Annotated in this window: 16 protein-coding genes and 1 riboswitch; of the genes, 10 read left to right on the top strand and 6 right to left on the bottom strand. The window is 47.4% G+C overall.

The window, feature by feature from the left end; all coding sequences use genetic code 11:
* Positions 1 to 177: 177 nt before the first annotated feature.
* Both R7V76_RS06240 and R7V76_RS06235 read left to right on the top strand, forming a co-directional pair.
* Positions 178 to 633: a CBS domain-containing protein gene (locus R7V76_RS06240; RefSeq protein ID WP_131973548.1), complete on the top strand. Its 456-nt coding sequence runs from the start codon at positions 178 to 180 to the stop codon at positions 631 to 633.
* 15 nt (positions 634 to 648) lie between these two features.
* A complete protein-coding gene (locus tag R7V76_RS06235; RefSeq protein ID WP_131973547.1) occupies positions 649 to 1,887 on the top strand; it encodes an MFS transporter in 1,239 nt (412 codons plus the stop codon).
* Between the two features lie 70 nt (positions 1,888 to 1,957).
* Here the strand turns inward: R7V76_RS06235 and R7V76_RS06230 are convergent, their stop codons facing one another.
* On the bottom strand, positions 1,958 to 2,380 hold the full coding sequence (locus R7V76_RS06230; protein WP_188004934.1) for a DUF1801 domain-containing protein: 423 nt from the start codon (positions 2,378 to 2,380) through the stop codon (positions 1,958 to 1,960).
* 98 nt (positions 2,381 to 2,478) lie between these two features.
* Between R7V76_RS06230 and R7V76_RS06225 the strand changes: the two genes are divergently transcribed.
* Positions 2,479 to 2,835, top strand: a complete 357-nt coding sequence (locus R7V76_RS06225) for a hypothetical protein (RefSeq protein ID WP_318091626.1) — start codon at positions 2,479 to 2,481, stop codon at positions 2,833 to 2,835.
* A gap of 37 nt (positions 2,836 to 2,872) precedes the next feature.
* On the opposite strand, the gene R7V76_RS06220 is transcribed toward R7V76_RS06225, so the two are convergent.
* Both R7V76_RS06220 and R7V76_RS06215 read right to left on the bottom strand, forming a co-directional pair.
* On the bottom strand, positions 2,873 to 4,030 hold the full coding sequence (locus R7V76_RS06220) for an ArgE/DapE family deacylase (RefSeq protein WP_318091624.1): 1,158 nt from the start codon (positions 4,028 to 4,030) through the stop codon (positions 2,873 to 2,875).
* A gap of 171 nt (positions 4,031 to 4,201) precedes the next feature.
* Positions 4,202 to 5,023, bottom strand: coding sequence for an SDR family oxidoreductase (locus R7V76_RS06215; RefSeq protein WP_318091623.1), 822 nt, complete (start codon positions 5,021 to 5,023; stop codon positions 4,202 to 4,204).
* 147 nt (positions 5,024 to 5,170) lie between these two features.
* On the opposite strand from R7V76_RS06215, the gene R7V76_RS06210 reads away from it, so the two are divergent.
* Together R7V76_RS06210 and htpG are read left to right on the top strand one after the other, a co-directional pair.
* Entirely contained in the window at positions 5,171 to 6,043 is an 873-nt protein-coding gene (locus R7V76_RS06210; RefSeq protein ID WP_318091622.1) for a hypothetical protein, read from the top strand.
* 83 nt (positions 6,044 to 6,126) lie between these two features.
* Complete coding sequence (htpG, locus tag R7V76_RS06205) at positions 6,127 to 7,992, top strand: molecular chaperone HtpG (protein ID WP_318091621.1); 1,866 nt, start codon at positions 6,127 to 6,129, stop codon at positions 7,990 to 7,992.
* 80 nt (positions 7,993 to 8,072) lie between these two features.
* On the opposite strand, the gene R7V76_RS06200 is transcribed toward htpG, so the two are convergent.
* The 3 genes from R7V76_RS06200 to R7V76_RS06190 all read right to left on the bottom strand — a co-directional run bounded on the left by R7V76_RS06200 (position 8,073) and on the right by R7V76_RS06190 (position 11,238).
* Positions 8,073 to 9,656: a Na+/H+ antiporter NhaC family protein gene (locus tag R7V76_RS06200; protein WP_318091619.1), complete on the bottom strand. Its 1,584-nt coding sequence runs from the start codon at positions 9,654 to 9,656 to the stop codon at positions 8,073 to 8,075.
* 105 nt (positions 9,657 to 9,761) lie between these two features.
* A riboswitch (Lysine riboswitch) is annotated at positions 9,762 to 9,937 on the bottom strand.
* Positions 9,938 to 10,005: 68 nt separating this feature from the next.
* A complete protein-coding gene (locus R7V76_RS06195) occupies positions 10,006 to 10,746 on the bottom strand; it encodes a uracil-DNA glycosylase family protein (RefSeq protein ID WP_318091618.1) in 741 nt (246 codons plus the stop codon).
* Between the two features lie 162 nt (positions 10,747 to 10,908).
* On the bottom strand, positions 10,909 to 11,238 hold the full coding sequence (locus tag R7V76_RS06190; RefSeq protein ID WP_318091617.1) for a heme oxygenase: 330 nt from the start codon (positions 11,236 to 11,238) through the stop codon (positions 10,909 to 10,911).
* Between the two features lie 85 nt (positions 11,239 to 11,323).
* Here R7V76_RS06190 and R7V76_RS06185 point away from each other — a divergent pair, with 85 nt between their 5' ends.
* The 5 genes from R7V76_RS06185 to R7V76_RS06165 all read left to right on the top strand — a co-directional run bounded on the left by R7V76_RS06185 (position 11,324) and on the right by R7V76_RS06165 (position 16,477).
* Positions 11,324 to 11,956, top strand: a complete 633-nt coding sequence (locus R7V76_RS06185; protein ID WP_318091616.1) for a methyltransferase — start codon at positions 11,324 to 11,326, stop codon at positions 11,954 to 11,956.
* A 40-nt stretch (positions 11,957 to 11,996) separates the two neighbouring features.
* On the top strand, positions 11,997 to 12,878 hold the full coding sequence (locus R7V76_RS06180; protein WP_318091615.1) for an ABC transporter ATP-binding protein: 882 nt from the start codon (positions 11,997 to 11,999) through the stop codon (positions 12,876 to 12,878).
* Positions 12,875 to 13,681 (top strand): ABC transporter permease subunit, encoded by an 807-nt coding sequence (locus tag R7V76_RS06175; protein WP_318091613.1) that lies wholly within the window; start codon positions 12,875 to 12,877, stop codon positions 13,679 to 13,681. Before R7V76_RS06180 ends, R7V76_RS06175 begins: the two co-directional genes overlap by 4 nt.
* A gap of 144 nt (positions 13,682 to 13,825) precedes the next feature.
* Positions 13,826 to 14,899, top strand: a complete 1,074-nt coding sequence (rlmN, locus tag R7V76_RS06170) for a 23S rRNA (adenine(2503)-C(2))-methyltransferase RlmN (RefSeq protein WP_290828021.1) — start codon at positions 13,826 to 13,828, stop codon at positions 14,897 to 14,899.
* 132 nt (positions 14,900 to 15,031) lie between these two features.
* Positions 15,032 to 16,477: a DEAD/DEAH box helicase gene (locus tag R7V76_RS06165; protein ID WP_318091612.1), complete on the top strand. Its 1,446-nt coding sequence runs from the start codon at positions 15,032 to 15,034 to the stop codon at positions 16,475 to 16,477.
* Positions 16,478 to 16,497: the final 20 nt, after the last annotated feature.

Raw genomic sequence — 16,497 nt, 5'->3', positions numbered from 1 at the left:
CTCATTAGCATTCATTGCCCTCATCATTACGCACGGGCTGTCCTCTGTCAATCAAAGGCAGGCTTCTTGACAGGGTTATAGTTGTATTATACAATCATAAATGTTATTTAATTGTATCGTGAAACTTGTTGTTATGAACTTATTTTATATTACAGCGTCTGATGAAGGAGAATTCCGATGAAAGCTTATCAATCGATGAAAGAAACAGTCATTACCGTCAACGAACAGGATACGATCCGCACGGTGGTTGAACGTTTTATCACGTCCGGCATCAGTGGGGTTCCGGTTGTCAACGATCAACAGGAAGTCGTCGGCTATATCAGCGACGGTGATATCATGCGAGCCATCGGCAAACATAAAGACATCATTGTCGATACGTTTTTATATGTCGATGTCATCAAAGGTGATGACGAAAATTACGAAGAACGGGTCCGTCACATCTTGACGCGACCGGTCATGGAGATGGCACGCCGGAAAGTCGTGACAGCTACGACAGAAACGGAAATGGAAGAAATTGCGGCGACACTCGGCGCAAAACGAATTAAAAAATTACCGATTCTCAAAGACGGCAAGCTCGTCGGAATCATCAGTCGCGGTGACGTCATCCGTCACTCCTTTAAACAGTTTATTTAAGAAAGAAGGATTCATATGGCACTTGCTGAAAAAACAACAACACTTGCGCCTGAAACAGTCTTAGCGGAAAGTAAACACGGTTTACTGCATCAACCGATTGCTGTTTGGGCCGTATTTTTTGCCAGTATCACGGCATTCATGGGAATGGGGCTCGTCAATCCGGTTTTACCGACGATTGCCGAAAACCTCGAAGCGTCAAAAAGTGAAGTCACGCTCTTATTTACAAGTTATAACGCCGTTATGGCGTTTGCGATGCTGATCACCGGTGCGATTTCTTCACGGATCGGTCAAAAAGGAACACTGATGCTCGGGATTGCCGTCATCGCTACGGTTGCCGGTTTTGCATCACAAGCCGACAGCATCTGGACACTCGTCGCGTTACGCGGCGGTTGGGGACTCGGGAATGCACTGTTCGTCGCAACGGCCCTTGCAGCAATCGTCTCGCTGTCATCCGGCGGAACGGCGAAAGCAATCATCTTATATGAAGCAGCAGTCGGTCTCGGGATTTCAATCGGTCCATTGCTCGGTGGAACACTCGGTTCGATCACATGGCGTGCCCCTTTCATGGGTGTAGCGACGATCATGGTCATTGCGTTTCTCGTCTTGTTATTCCTGATGCCGAAACCGGTCGCAACCGCAACACCGGCGAAAAAGATTTCGTTGATTGCGCCGTTCCAGGCCATGAAACACCGGTCTTTACTGACGCTCGGAATCGTCGCAGCCTTATATAACGTCGGATTCTTCACAATCATGGCCTATGCACCGTTCGTCATGAAATTACCGGCAAAAGGACTCGGCTTCGTCTTCCTCGGCTGGGGAATGTTGCTTGCTTTAACATCCGTGTTAACAGCACCAAAATTAAAACAATGGCTTGGCACCATTAAAGCAATGGTACTGATGCTTCTCTTGTTTGCTGTCTTGTTATTGTTAATGGGGATCTTTACGGAAACACCAGCTGTCGTCATCGTCTGTGTCATTCTTGCCGGGGCAGTTCTCGGGAACAACAACACCTTGATTACGACGGCCGTCATGGATGCAGCACCGGTCGAACGTTCGACGGCATCCGCTGCATACAGTTTCTTACGTTTTCTCGGGGCAGCCATCGCGCCATTCATGGCCGGTAAATTGGCTGAAATCTATAATGCCAACCTGCCGTTTTATGTCGGTAGCGCGTTCGTCTTACTGTCTGTTGTCATCATCGGGGTCAATCTCAAACACATTCGTCACATCGATACAGCAGATAGCGGGCATTAAATTGAAACAGTAAACGAAACGTCCTTTCCTTCGCTGAATCCGCGGAAGAAAGGACGTTTTTTTGGTGACATCAGAACTTCGGATACGTCTTTTCGAGGAAAGCGACCGAATGGACAATCAGTTCTCTTAAGACAAGCAGATCAACATCTGCTAGTTTAGTGATAGAGATACAGCTTTTTCCGCTCTTATGTGTCCCGAGACGTGCGAGATACTGCTCCCGATCGACACCGGTCGCAAGATAGAGACTGATTGTCGTTTTTCTCGGAGAAAATCCGACCAGGAACGATTCTCCCTGATGACCGGAAGGATAACGATACTGGTAATGTCCACAGCCAACGATGTTTTCTCCCCACATGACGGCTGGTTCCCCCGTCATTTCTTCAAAAATCTGCCGCAATTGCTCGCAGTCCGTCCGTTTTGACAATGGCGTAATCGTACTCAAAAAGGTATCGACACTCTGAGTGGTCGGTAACGTTTTTTGTGAATCACTCATTCGGAAGTCTCCCTTCGCAGGATGGCAACACTCATTTTCAATTCGATAGTAAACGATTCCCTGTCTGACAGGCATTCATTCAAAAAGAGGTGATTCTGTTGAAACATATAATCTCGTTTGCAGGATATGACGAAACGTTGGCGTGGCACATCATGGAAGTCGATCCGGCACACGCTGCGCTACTCATTCATGTCTGGTATCAAGCGGAAAAAGTACATCAGATGACGGTAAGCTTTTCGGAGTATGACCGGTTTGCGCATGAATTTCTTAAGGTACATGAACAGTTTCCGGGAAGTATCTCGTTCGAAAAAGGAGACTTTACATTGGAGCTGACGTACGACCGGCTGGGGCACGTCCGGATTAAATGGAGTCTTGCCGGTGAAGCGACACACGTTCTGGCGTCCGATCAAAGTTATATCGGACAGGCCCTGGCTTCAATCGGCGTTTATATGTAGAAATCCTCCATCTGTCCGGGAACAGATGGAGGATTTTTCAGGTATAGGAGTGCAGCGCAAGACGCGTACACAACTCAATCGTTTCCGCATACTCTGACAGCGGGATTGACTCATCGATTTGATGTGCCAGCCGGAAATCGTGGAACGAAGCGACCGCAATCGGAAAGCTTCGGGCCGCCTGACTGAACATCGCACCGTCTGTTCCGCCCGGAATCGCGACGCGTGTTGTCGGCTGTTGCCGGATGGATTCCATCGTATCTGCGACAATCTGTAAGAACGGATCGTCACGGTCTGTTTCGCAGGACGGAATATCCTTAATGACTGTCACCTCCATCGAAAAGCTATCGTCCTGTTGAGACAGACGTTGGTTCACTTCTTCCAGTGCCTGTAAGACCTGCTCCCGTCCAAATCCCGGAATCGTTCGGATGTCCATATAAAACGCGGCTTTACTCGGAATGACGTTCGGACCTTCGCCGCCTGTAATCGACGTGATGGAAGCGATGACCGGACCAAGATCCGGGTGACTTTGATCGGTCATCGTAAACCGGCCGGATTTGATTTCACGGATGACACGATACAAATCATCGATGGCGTTTTGACCGAGCTGTGGTGAAGAGCTGTGCGCACTTTTTCCGGTGCAGGATACTTCGACACCGACGACCCCTTTTTGCGAATAACCGAGAAAACCGCTCGTCGGTTCTGTAATCAGCAGCGCGTCTAAATCATCGGCGTCACCACGTTCTGTCAAATGACGGGCGCCGGTCATACCGTTTTCTTCATCGGATGTAATCAACAATTTTAGACGGTTCGGCAAGTCATCACGTTGATTTAATTCGATCATCATACTGACCATCGCCATGACACCGGACTTCATATCGGAGGCACCACGTCCGTAAATCCGTCCGTCCTCGATGACACCGCCGAACGGATCTTTTGTCCATTCACTGATTTTAACCGGTACCGTATCGAGATGACCCGAGAAACCGATCGTTTTCGGGTGAACGGCAGTAGCACCGGCCTCAATCGTGGCGACAAGACAAATCCGTTTCGGAGAGACTTCAATCCAGTCTGTCTTGATACCGTGAGAGGTCAGTAAATCATAGACGTACGCGGCGACGTTCTCTTCACCGTCGAGTGGATTTGTGCTTGGAATTTGTAAACAACGCTGTAAATAAGTAATCGATTCTGTAAGCATAGATTCTCCCCCTTTGTTTTACTTTTCCCGTTCAAAAGTAGTTCAGTGAGGTAAACTAATGGCCAAAACATTTAAGCGCACCAAATTTCTTAGGCTCAAACCATTCAAAAATGAACAAAAAAAGCACGGCTCCATAAGTAGGAACCGTGCTGAACAGAAAACCGAAGCCGTTTATTCCGCGTCTGTTTTCCATTTATCGTCGATTAACATTTCACCCGGCCACGTATAGGCCATAATGCCGCCGTCGGCTGTGATGTCTTCGCCGGTGACGTAAGAGCTGTCATCTGACGCCAGGAACAGGGCGACTGTCGCCATCTCACGCGGTTTTCCGAGACGGCCGAGCGGAGTAATCCAGGCGTTGGCGTCGCGGAACTGTTTGCCTTGTTCTTCTTCTTTTCCACCGACGAGTGTATCGATGAGCGGTGTTTCAATCGTCCCTGGAGAAAGCGAGTTGACGCGGATGCCGTCACGGGCATAATCAATCGCCATCGCCCGTGTGAAGTTGGCAATGCCGCCTTTTGCAGCATTGTAGCCGGAACGATTCAAGTCGGCTGCACGTCCTGACATCGATGACGTATTGATGATTGATCCGCCGTTCTTCAGCATCAATGGAATGACGAATTTACTCGTTAAGAATGTTCCGCGTAAATCGACGGCGATGATTTGATCAAACAGTTCGATCGGATATTCATGGACTTTCCCGCCTTGTTGGTCGATCCCGGCATTGTTGAACAGGACGTCGACCGTTCCATATGTAGACTCTAGATGGTCGGCAAGTTGTTTGACGCTGTCGACTTGTGAGACATCGACATGAACGGCTTCTGCTTTCCCGCCGGCTTCCTTAATTTTTTCGACCGTTACTTGTGCTTTTTCAAGATCAACGTCCGCGCAGACGACAGTCGCACCCTGTTCGGCAAAGACGAGTGCCGTTGCCTGACCGATTCCTGTGGCTGAGCCGGTAATGACGGCTACTTTGTTTTCAAGTCGTTTCATAAAAAATCTCCTCCTAAAAAAATAATGTCCGTTGTTGTGCTTCACCTTATGAAACATTCCCTGCGTCCATCGTGCTAAACCCATCAAACTGTCTAACGTTTTGGAGGAAAGGGAACAACTCAAACAGGAAAGCGCAACAGGAAGGGAATGAGAACGCTGACATCCGGACATTTAAAACGAGCAAAAAAACTCTTAACGGAAGCCGTTCAGTATCAGATCGAGTTGAAGAATGGACGGATGAAAGAAGAACTGATTGAGGGAACGACACCGGTCTTATGGTTTGGTGATGCGACTAAAAAAAGCTGGTTGACGGTGGCGACGAATCCATCCGCCGGACAGTTTTTAAAAAAGGATGGAACGCTGCGGTTTGACTCGACGGGACCGTTCTTTTTACTGGATCCGGGTATGTCTTTAGAGACGTATCTAACCGATGACAATCTGGAACAAAGCATCCGTAAGTTTAATGACTATTTTAAACAAAAAGATATCTACAAAACCTGGTTCGGAAAAGAACAGGGCGGAAAACTGGAAGGATTCTTAAACGGACTGGGTGCGTCCCTGTACGATTCCTCTCTCCAGTCCGTCATCCATACCGATTTCTTTCCGTTCCCGACGAAACAGTATATGGGGACGATTTCGATGCGGCATGAACTGGAGCAATCCGTTTTTGGACAAACCTTTTTCATGAAACTACTGCCGCTATTTTCTTTGCACGGTATCATTTTACTCGGCCGGGAGCATACGGACCGGTTTCGGAAACTGGATTCAAGTACCGTCTGGGAAAATCCCTTCTCATTACCCGATTATCCGGATGCTATCGTTGAATTCGGGTATTCGGCTGGACTTGATTTGCCTGTCATCGGACTTCATTTTAAACCGGGCGAACAGTTCCTCGGTCTCGGCAGCCGTGTCGATGAAAATGGACGAAGTCATGGGACGTATGGCTCGACGAACGGGCTGCGGGAGATCGGAAAACATGTCCGCGAAAAATTCGAAGCATTCTATCCGGCAGAGGATTGACAGCCGTTTTCGTATCCGTAATAATGGAAATGAATTAGCACTCTTGTTGATAGAGTGCTAAAAATGAACAGGGGGTATCGAAAATGGAAACGAAACAATTTAAAGCCGAATCGAAACGATTGCTCGAAATGATGATTCATTCCATCTACACGCATAAGGAAATCTTTTTACGTGAGTTGATTTCGAATGCCAGTGACGCCATGGATAAGATTTATTATAAAGCGTTGACGGACGAGACGATCACGTTCGACAAGGATGCCTATAAAATTACGGTTGAACCGAATAAAGAAACACGTCAGCTGATTTTGCGCGATACGGGAATCGGGATGACAAAAGACGAGCTCGAAGAAAACCTCGGAACGATTGCCAAAAGCGGATCGCTCGCTTTTAAAGCGGAAAATGAATCGAAAGACGGTCATGACATCATCGGGCAGTTCGGTGTCGGTTTTTATTCTGCCTTTATGGTCGCAGATACAGTGACGGTCGTGACGAAACCGTTCGGCAGTGACGTCGCCTACAAGTGGGTGTCGCACGGTGTCGACGGCTATACGATCGAAGAGGTCGAAAAAGAGACGGTCGGAACAGACATCACCCTTCACATCAAAGCAAACGAAGAGGACGAGAACTACGATGAATACTTAGAACCTTACCGTCTCCGGAGCATCATCAAGAAATACTCCGACTTCATCCGCTATCCGATCGAGATGGAGGAGACGGAACAGCGTCCGGTCGAAGGAGCAGATGAAACAGAGTCAGTGACAGTCATGAAGACGGTCAACAGTATGGTCCCGATCTGGCGCAAGAACAAACGGGAGCTGACGGATGAAGATTACCGCAACTTCTATCAGGAAAAACGATATGGATTTGACGCACCGATCAAACACATTCATATCAGTGCCGACGGAGCCGTCCGTTATCAGTCCATTTTGTTCATTCCGGAGCAACCGTCATTTGATTATTATTCGAAAGAGTTCGAGAAAGGACTCGAACTGTATGCGAACGGCGTCTTAATCATGGAAAAATGCAGCGATCTCTTACCGGATCACTTCAGTTTCGTCAAAGGAATGGTCGATTCGGAAGACTTATCGCTCAACATTTCGCGTGAAATGCTGCAACACGACCGGCAGTTGAAATTGATTGCGAAGAACATCCAAAGCAAAATCAAGACACAACTCGAAGCGTTGCTGCGTGATGACCGGGAAAAATACGAGACGTTTTATCAAGCGTTCGGTCGTCAGCTGAAGTTCGGCATCTACAACGACTACGGCATGCAAAAAGATACGGTGAAAGATCTTGTTCTGTTCCATTCAGCGAAGGAGAAAAAGCTGGTGACGCTCGCAGAATACGTCGCCGCGATGCCGGAAGAACAGAAGTATATCTATTACGCGTCAGGTGAAAGCACGGATCGGCTGGATAAACTGCCGCAATCCGAGCTTGTCAAAGACAAAGGATTTGATATCCTGTACTTCACGGAAGAAATCGATGAGTTTGCGATTCAAATGCTCCTCAACTATGACGGAAAAGAATTTAAGTCCGTCACGAGCAGCGATCTCGGAATCGAACAGACAGAGCAGCCGGAAACGACAGAAACACAAGCCGAAATGTTTAAAGCGATGCAGGAAGTACTCGCGGGACATGTTAAAGAAGTGAAAGCCTCGACCCGCTTAAAGTCACATCCGGTCTGCTTTGCGACGGATGGGGCAGTATCGATCGAGATGGAAAAAATCCTGAAGGCGATGCCGAATAATCAGGATGTCGCAGCGGTCAAAATTCTGGAGTTGAATACGTCGCATGATGTCTTCCGGGCGATTGAGACAGCGTATGCGGAAGACCGTCCGAAATTTGAACGTTACACGAATCTGATGTATCAACAGGCGTTGTTGATGGAAGGGTTACCGATTGAAGATCCGGTTGCCTTTGCCAACGAAGTCTGCGCCTTGATGATCTGACATAAAAAGATCGTATAACGAAAGCCGGACCCGATGAATTCATCAGGTCCGGCTTTTTTGGATGGCTTGTTTACTTCGTCTTACTCCGAGCGAAGTTGCGACGGCACTTCACCGCGGCGTGACAGAACATTCAACATCACAAGGAAAATCACGAAGGCGACGAGTGCACCGAGGAAGCCGAATACGGATGAACCGGTGACACCAAGAATGAGGTAACCGACAGCGGATACTGCTGCGCCGATCAACGCGTACGGTAGCTGTGTCGTGACATGGTCAATATGATGGGAACCGGCACCGGTCGAACTGAGAATCGTCGTATCGGAAATCGGCGAACAGTGATCGCCGAAGACAGATCCGGCGAGGACGGCAGCGAGTGTCGGCAATAACAGACTTGGATCGACTGCCATGATCAGGTCGGCTCCGATTGGTAACATGATCCCGAACGTTCCCCAGCTCGTTCCGGTTGAGAACGCCATGACACTGGCAATCAAGAACAATAAGAACGGCAGGTAAGAAGCAGGAATCGATTTGCTGACGAAACTTGCAAGGTAATCCCCGGTCTTCATGTCACCGATAACTGCGATGATCGTCCAGGCGAACAACAGGATGACGACAGCGGGCCACATCGATTTTAGCCCTGCCCAAATGCTGATGCGGTAATCGCGTGCCGGAATCTTCCGACCGATCATCATTAAGAAGGCTACGACTAAACTGATGACGACACCGGAAACAAGTGAACGTGTCACATCTGTCGCTTCGAAAGCACCGATTAATGTAAAGGATCGGCCGTCCGCCGCAAGGGCTTGTGCACCTGTCCAAAGGAGTGCTGTGACAGTCGCGATGACTAGGACGATGATCGGAACAACCAGATCGCGGACTTTTCCGCCGTCGTGTTCCTTGACTTCTTCCGCCATTCCCATCGGTGTCCCTTTGTTGGAATCAAACAATTCGCCTTGTAAAGCCCGCAACTCGTGCGTCCGCATCGGTCCGACAGCAATTCCCGTATAGGCAATGTAGAGCGTCAGTAACAAAGCAAAGATAGCATAAAAGTTCAATGGCACAATCATCATGAAGGCACTGAACGCCGAGTAATCCGTAATCGAATGCGTCGTTAAAATACCGGCAATGATTGAGATGATGAAGGCACCCCAACTGGACAACGGACTGATGACACAGACCGGTGCAGCGGTCGAGTCGATGATATACGCCAGTTTCGCACGTGAGACGCCACGACGGTCCGTTAAAGGACGACTGACGTTTCCGACAGCAAGACTGTTGAAGTAATCATCGATGAAAATCAAAATCCCTAACCCGAAAGCAGCGAGTCTTGCACCACGTGCCGTCTTGACATGCGTCGTCGCCCATTCACCGAAGGCATGGGCACCGCCGGATGTTTGAATCAGTGTCGACAAGACACCGAGTAATAGTAAGAAAACAAGTAATAAGACATTCCATTCATTTAACGCACCGTCTGCCCAAAACAGGCTGAAGATGTTTTTCCCGAGATAAACTGCAGTATCCAACGGATTGAAGCTGTGAAGCAGCAAGGCACCAATCAAAATCCCGACACCAAGTGAGATGACGACTTTGCGTGTAACGATCGCTAAAACGATGGCGACAAGTGCTGGTACGAGTGCGACGATAGAATCTGAATAATTGACCATAGTTGTGGTTTCTCCTCCTTTTTTAGAAGATGAGACCCGTTGCACAGAAAAAAGCAAGGGCACCGGCAACAAAGCCGACACCCTTGCTGGATGCGTCTTTCTTAGCCGAATTGGAGTGCTCCATACAATATGCGTATGGCAATCGAACGGGTCTTTCCCGGTTCGACCAGCATCGTCATGTCTGACACGTGACGATACTTCGGCGGTCTCACCTTTCTTTGATCGTCTTTGTTGTCATCCTCAGACCAAATACTCATTAAAACCGCGCCTCTACCTCATCGATAGAATAGTCATATTCTTTTCATAACAAAATTTTATCGCATTCCTAAAAAAAAATTAAGGATGTTGATTAAGTATTGAAGTAAGAATTCAATTGTTTCATCAAATAGTCTTTATTTTCTTCAAACTGTCGCTTTCGATGTCCGTTGGCACCGGAAGGATGGGGGAAACCGAACAACACGGTATGTTTTTTGATTCGTCCCTGATGAAGCAATGTCCGGACCGTCGATTCGACGACGCGTCCGAATGGTACGAGAATGACGGGGTGGGATAACTGATTTAATTCCGCCGCAAAGTGCTCATAGGCATAATGTTGTAAAAGTGGTGTCCGGTCAATCTTCGGTTGATGTCCCGTATAATTTTTATCACGGTAAAAAACGGGATGTCTCAGAATCGAAGTCGTGTGTAACAGTTCCTGATTCGTATGAAATAACGTTGCCGTTGAAGGAATCTTCAACAGTCGGTTTAATTCCAGTTCATCGAGCATTGCCGTCAAATTACGACGCATCGGACCGGCGAAACTGGCACTGTACTTGACGAGTTTTGCCGTCTCGTCGATTGTCGCGCCATGATGAAAAGCATCCGCCGCTTCTTCATAAGCGATTCGCATCTGTTCGAAACCGGGAGTAATCCCGATGAAAACGACTTTTGCGGAAGAGTTGATATATTCACCGATCGGGGAGTAATAAACGGATAAATCCTGTTCCTCCTGTAATAAAAAACTGTCCACACATAAATCTTGGCGGGTCAGCGGTCGATCAATCGGCAAAGCCCGAATGGCCTGTTCAAAAATGGATAATGAATTCAGCATGATAAGTCCTCTCTCTTTCTGTATTGGACTTATGATAACAAATAATGGTATTACATACAATTTAAACCCATATCAATATAGTAAGGGGTTACGTGGGCAAGAGATGAAAAACAGCTTTGTCTCCAAAAGAAATAGGAGACAAAGCTGTTTTAGAATGAAGTATCAAGAAGTCCGTTCTTTGACAGAAGCGACTTCAGAGATGATGATTTGACTGCCGAGCATTGGTGATTCTTCCTGTTTCCCGTCTGTTGGTTCCGGACGTTTATGGGAAGCTTTGAAGTCATCACTGTTGCGCCAGGCTTCAAAATACTTCATGTCTTCCCAGTACATGTTGACGTTCATTTCATCATGTTCTTCGAGTCCTTGCGTCAAGAGCACTTCAACACGAACAAATCCTTCCATCGTATCGAGACCGCTTGGACGGGTGAAGCGTGGTGCCATTGCGGCGGCCATTCCTTTTTTGACTTTAATCCGATTCGTAACGACGATCATTGGATTATCCCCCTTATAGAATGAAATGTGTACATTCATAGTATAGTACGATGAAACCAACAATGCTTGAAAGAAGGAATCAAACATGAATGATAAAGAGTACGAAGAACGGTTGCGCATCGAGACGATTGATGTGCAGCATCTTTACAATGCGTTCAGCCATTATAACCGGTACGAACCGACGCCTTATGCAGCGCTGGAAGAGTTGTGTGCCGTCTATCCTTTCGATTACACGGACACGGTCATTGATTTCGGCTGTGGAAAAGGACGGTTGAACTTTTATCTGCATGACCGGTTTGATTGTTCCGTCATCGGTGTCGAGATGAACGGACAGTTTTATGAAGACGCTTTGAGGAATCAAGCGGCCTACATGAAAAAAATGAAGCGACGTCAGGGAAGCATTCGTTTTGAACATACGTATGCGGAAAACTATCCGATTCCGGATGACGCGACAAAATGTTACTTCTTTAATCCGTTTTCCGTTCAAATCTTCATGAAGGTCGTTGATCAGATCTTGGCATCCGTTGAAAAGCGGCCCCGACCGCTTGATTTGATTTTGTATTATCCGGCGGACGAATACCGGTATTATCTCGAACATCAGACGATTTTCGAGCAGGTGGAGGAAGTCCGTCTGAAAGAACTTTTTGAAAAAAATCACGACGAACGATTCGTGATTTATCGGGTGGATTTGTCCCAAGAAGTACCAAAACGGGTATAAGGTACTAACAGCAACCACCCCAAAAAGTGAGGCGATTCGGATGATTCATTTACAACATGTGACGAAAGAATTTGCGCCGAAACGAGGTTTATTTGATGTCAGCTTTACGGTTGAACCGGGCATGGTGTTCGGTTTTATCGGACCAAACGGTGCCGGGAAATCAACGGCGATCCGACAATTGATGGGATTGATTCAAGCAGACTCCGGTCATGCGACGATCGGTGGATACGACTGTTGGAAGCAGTCTCAGGAAGTAAAACGAATCGTCGGTTATTTACCGGGGGAGATTAATCTGCCCGGTGATTTTACGGGTGAACAGATTCTGCATTTAATGCAACAACTCCACCAAAGTAAACCGGAACGTCAGTCGGAGTTACTCGAGCAGTTTCCTTTTGAAACGAAAACGAAAATCCGGAAAATGTCGAAAGGGATGAAACAAAAGTTGGCATTGGTCGGTTGTTTCATGAAGGATGCTCCCGTTTATCTGCTCGATGAACCGACGAGCGGACTTGATCCGTTGATGCAGGAACGCTTTTTAAGTCTGGTCGACAAGGAACGGCAGCGCGGCAAAGCGATTTTAATGAGTTCACACCATTTTCCGGAGATGGAAAAATCGTGTGACCGGGCAGCGCTCATTAAAGAAGGACGGATCATCATCGAAGCAGACATTCATGAATTGGTCCGGTCGAGCCGCAAACAGTACACGATTGAATTTGGTCTCGAGGCACATGCTGAACAGTTTGCGCTTCAGATCGGAAGTCAACGGTTTCAAAATCATGTTTCCTTCTTTACGGGTAACGAACGGACATTAAATCAAATCATTCGTCTGTTGACTGAATACGATGTCCGGGCGATTCAAACTTCAGCAGATGATTTAGAACACGTCTTCTTACATTATTATAGTGAGGAGGAACCATCATGATGACGATCGTTTGGTCTTTGCTCAAGCATAACGGCAAACCGATCACAGCTTATGCCGTCGGGACAAGCCTGTATCTCTTGATGCTTGCTGCACTTTACCCGTCAATGATGAAGACTGGGTTACTCGAAGCGAAACTGCAGGCACTGCCGCCGGAAGTCTTGAAAGCTTTCCAGTACGATAAGATCACCGGTTTTGATAATGTGCTTGATTTACTGGGCGGCAATTATTACGGGCTGATTTTTCAAATCATCGCGTCTTTATTTTTATTGTCACTTGCTGCGCGTTTGCTGGCACGGCCGATTGATAACGGTGAACTGATTTTATATCTGGCAGCGCCGATTACGCGTCATCAATATACGGCATCAGCGATGATTGTCATGTTTCTTGCCAGTACATGTCTTGTAGTATGTAATACGTTCGTTTTACTGATGGCCGACTGGTTTGTTTCCGGAGTTTCGATTGACGGGATGACGCTCGTCCGCTTTCAAGTAAACGCGCTATTCTTGCTGTATGCCATCGGTGGATTTACCTTATGCATTGCGACCCTGTTTGATGATGAACGACGCGCCTTTTCGATTGCCGGCGGTGTGCTTGTGCTGTCGATCGTCCTGACGATCGGATCCGGTCTCAGTGAAAAAACGGAATGGATGTGTTACGGATCAATTTTCAGTTTGTTCAACACACAACAACTATTGGAAGGGACCCACCACTTCTTTTTGCATCTCCTGCTGTTGGCGACTATCAGTTTCTTATTCCATCTCGGTGCCTTTGTCAGTTTCCGGAAGCGCAGTTTGTCGATTTGACACAACCGGACCGGAAAACAAGCCAAAGTGAACGTGAAAATTTACAGAAAGTGAACATTTAGGATTTGAACGTTGCGTAAGCGGCTGATTTTTACTAAGATAAAGGAATGTTATAGTTCTGGAAAAAGAAATGAGGTCTCACTAATGAATAAACCATCCATTTATGGATTAACACTTGAGCAGATGACTGAATGGTTATCGCATCAAGGTCACAAACCGTTCCGAGCAAAACAAGTCTGGGATTGGTTGTATCGTAAACGTGTCACTACTTTCGCAGAAATGACGAATGTCAACAAGGATTGCCTTGAGTTGTTAGATCAGAGTTTTGCGATTAATTCAATGACGCAAGCCGTTAAACAGGAATCAGCAGACGGAACGATCAAGTTCCTCTTCAAATTATATGACGGCAGCCTGATCGAAACGGTTCTGATGCGTCATAAGTACGGTCTGTCTGTCTGTGTCACGACGCAAGTCGGCTGTAACATCGGCTGTAGCTTCTGCGCAAGTGGCTTGATTAAGAAGAGCCGTGATCTCTCGGCCGGAGAAATCGTCGAGCAAATCATGAACGTTCAGCATCACCTCGATGCTGTCGGTAAAGAAGAGCGTGTCAGCCACGTCGTCGTCATGGGTATCGGTGAGCCGTTTGATAACTTTGACAACATGGTCGATTTCCTGAACGTCATCAAGGATCACAACGGTCTTGCAATCGGTGCGCGTCACATCACGGTATCGACAAGTGGACTCGCAGATAAAATCTACAAATTCGCAGATTTAAAACTTCAAGTTAACCTGGCGATTTCGTTACACGCGCCAAACAACGAACTCCGGACACAAATCATGAAAATCAACCGTGCCATTCCGCTCGAGAAATTGATGCCTGCCATCGATTACTACGTCAAGACGACGAACCGGAAAATCACGATCGAGTACATCCTTTTACGTGGTGTCAACGACCAGAAAGCCCAAGCGATCGAGCTTGCGAAATTGTTCGAAGACAAACGTCATTTGACTTATGTCAACTTGATTCCGTATAACCCGGTCGACGAGCACGGTCAATACCAACGCAGTACGTCGGAAGATATTTCAACGTTCTACGACACGTTGAAAAAGAACGGTCTCAACTGTGGTGTCCGTCTTGAGCACGGTACGGATATCGATGCTGCATGTGGTCAGCTCCGCAGTAAACAAATCAAAAAAGATACAGTCGCAGCAAAATAAGCAAGTGGAGCTTCCTGTCACTCTGACGGGAAGCTCTTTTGACGTCCTGCTGAAAGTAGCGCATAATGAGAGGTCACGTCTGATTAACAAATCTAACTTAAACATAAACTATAAAATAAATGAGGTATTCTTATGTCCAAAAAACCATTTACTGATTTTCAACTCAGTGCACCGATTCTAGAAGCAATCGAACAGCTCGGTTATCATACACCGACCGATGTCCAGCAAGCCGTCATTCCGGTCGCCTTGTCGGAAAAAGACATCATCGTCAAATCACGGACCGGCAGCGGGAAGACAGCATCATTCGGGATCCCCCTTTGCGAACTCGTCGAGTGGGAAGAAAACAAACCACAGGCATTGATTTTGACGCCGACACGCGAGCTGGCTCTGCAAGTCACGGAAGATGTCATGAACATCGGCCGTTATAAACGGATTAAAGCAACAGCTGTCTTCGGGAAACAACCGTTCCGCGGACAGATCGCAGAACTGAAACAGAAGACACACATCGTCGTCGGAACTCCGGGACGAGTGCTTGATCACTTGGAGCGGGGCACGTTATCGCTTGAAAAAGTGAAATATCTGGTCCTTGACGAGGCGGACGAAATGCTGAACATGGGCTTCCTCGATCAAGTGGATACGATTTTAAAACAATTGCCGAAACAACGGACAACGATGCTGTTCTCAGCGACGTTCCCTCAAGATATTCATCAGTTGAGCGACCGTTACATGCAGTCACCGAAACAAGTTGAAATCACGACGAAGGCAACGGAAATCGCAGAAATCGAACACAGCTATATCAAGGTCACGGATAAAACGAAGTTTGCCGTTCTCAAAGACGTTACCGTCGTTGAAAACCCGGACCGGTGCATGATTTTCTGCCGGACAAAAGAACATGTTGATTTCGTCGCCCAAGGACTGGCATCGATGGATTATCCGGTCGAAAAAATTCACGGTGGAATGGAACAGGACGAGCGTCTCGCCGTCATGAAAGCCTTCCGGGCCGGTGAGTTCCGTTACCTCGTCGCAACAGACGTCGCAGCCCGCGGGATTGATATTGAAAACATCACACACGTCATCCAATACGATATGCCGGTTGAAAAAGAAAGTTACGTGCACCGGACAGGTCGGACAGGACGTGCCGGAGCACTCGGAAAAGCCATCAGTTTGGTGACGGAGTCGGATATGCGTCTTCTCCGTGAAGTCGAGCAGTACCGCGGTCAGGCGATCGAAAGACGCCAAGCACCGACTGAACGGGAACTGATCCGGACAGCCGATGCATTTGAAGAAAAAATCACGACAGCTGATGTCCGGGCTTCAAAAACGGAGCAGCTCAACGCCGATATCATGAAACTGTACTTTAACGGCGGGAAGAAAAAGAAACTGCGTGCCGTTGATTTCGTCGGAACGATTGCGAAAATCGAAGGGATGACCGCGCAAGATATCGGAATCATCACGATTCAGGATACGGTCACGTACGTGGAAATCCTGAACGGAAAAGGTCCGCTCGTCCTGCGGGCGATGAAGACGACAAAAGTTAAAGGCAAACAGCTGAAAGTATACGAAGCGTTTAAAAAATAAGCGCAAGCAGCCGTCTTAAG

The sequence above is a fragment of the Exiguobacterium artemiae genome (assembly GCF_033342815.1).
Lineage (GTDB): Bacteria > Bacillota > Bacilli > Exiguobacteriales > Exiguobacteriaceae > Exiguobacterium_A > Exiguobacterium_A artemiae_A.
This window is presented reverse-complemented; position numbering and strand designations above follow the sequence as displayed.

What these genes read in the sequence shown, in the direction of transcription:
- R7V76_RS06220 (WP_318091624.1), bottom strand. Translation starts at nt 4,030, where the DNA reads ATGCTTACAGAATCGATTACTTATTTACAGCGTTGTTTACAAATTCCA.
- R7V76_RS06180 (WP_318091615.1), top strand. Translation starts at nt 11,997, where the DNA reads ATGATTCATTTACAACATGTGACGAAAGAATTTGCGCCGAAACGAGGT.
- R7V76_RS06235 (WP_131973547.1), top strand. Translation starts at nt 649, where the DNA reads ATGGCACTTGCTGAAAAAACAACAACACTTGCGCCTGAAACAGTCTTA.
- R7V76_RS06240 (WP_131973548.1), top strand. Translation starts at nt 178, where the DNA reads ATGAAAGCTTATCAATCGATGAAAGAAACAGTCATTACCGTCAACGAA.
- R7V76_RS06200 (WP_318091619.1), bottom strand. Translation starts at nt 9,656, where the DNA reads ATGGTCAATTATTCAGATTCTATCGTCGCACTCGTACCAGCACTTGTC.
- R7V76_RS06190 (WP_318091617.1), bottom strand. Translation starts at nt 11,238, where the DNA reads ATGATCGTCGTTACGAATCGGATTAAAGTCAAAAAAGGAATGGCCGCC.
- R7V76_RS06210 (WP_318091622.1), top strand. Translation starts at nt 5,171, where the DNA reads ATGAGAACGCTGACATCCGGACATTTAAAACGAGCAAAAAAACTCTTA.
- R7V76_RS06175 (WP_318091613.1), top strand. Translation starts at nt 12,875, where the DNA reads ATGATGACGATCGTTTGGTCTTTGCTCAAGCATAACGGCAAACCGATC.
- rlmN (WP_290828021.1), top strand. Translation starts at nt 13,826, where the DNA reads ATGAATAAACCATCCATTTATGGATTAACACTTGAGCAGATGACTGAA.
- R7V76_RS06215 (WP_318091623.1), bottom strand. Translation starts at nt 5,023, where the DNA reads ATGAAACGACTTGAAAACAAAGTAGCCGTCATTACCGGCTCAGCCACA.
- R7V76_RS06165 (WP_318091612.1), top strand. Translation starts at nt 15,032, where the DNA reads ATGTCCAAAAAACCATTTACTGATTTTCAACTCAGTGCACCGATTCTA.
- R7V76_RS06195 (WP_318091618.1), bottom strand. Translation starts at nt 10,746, where the DNA reads ATGCTGAATTCATTATCCATTTTTGAACAGGCCATTCGGGCTTTGCCG.
- R7V76_RS06230 (WP_188004934.1), bottom strand. Translation starts at nt 2,380, where the DNA reads ATGAGTGATTCACAAAAAACGTTACCGACCACTCAGAGTGTCGATACC.
- R7V76_RS06185 (WP_318091616.1), top strand. Translation starts at nt 11,324, where the DNA reads ATGAATGATAAAGAGTACGAAGAACGGTTGCGCATCGAGACGATTGAT.
- htpG (WP_318091621.1), top strand. Translation starts at nt 6,127, where the DNA reads ATGGAAACGAAACAATTTAAAGCCGAATCGAAACGATTGCTCGAAATG.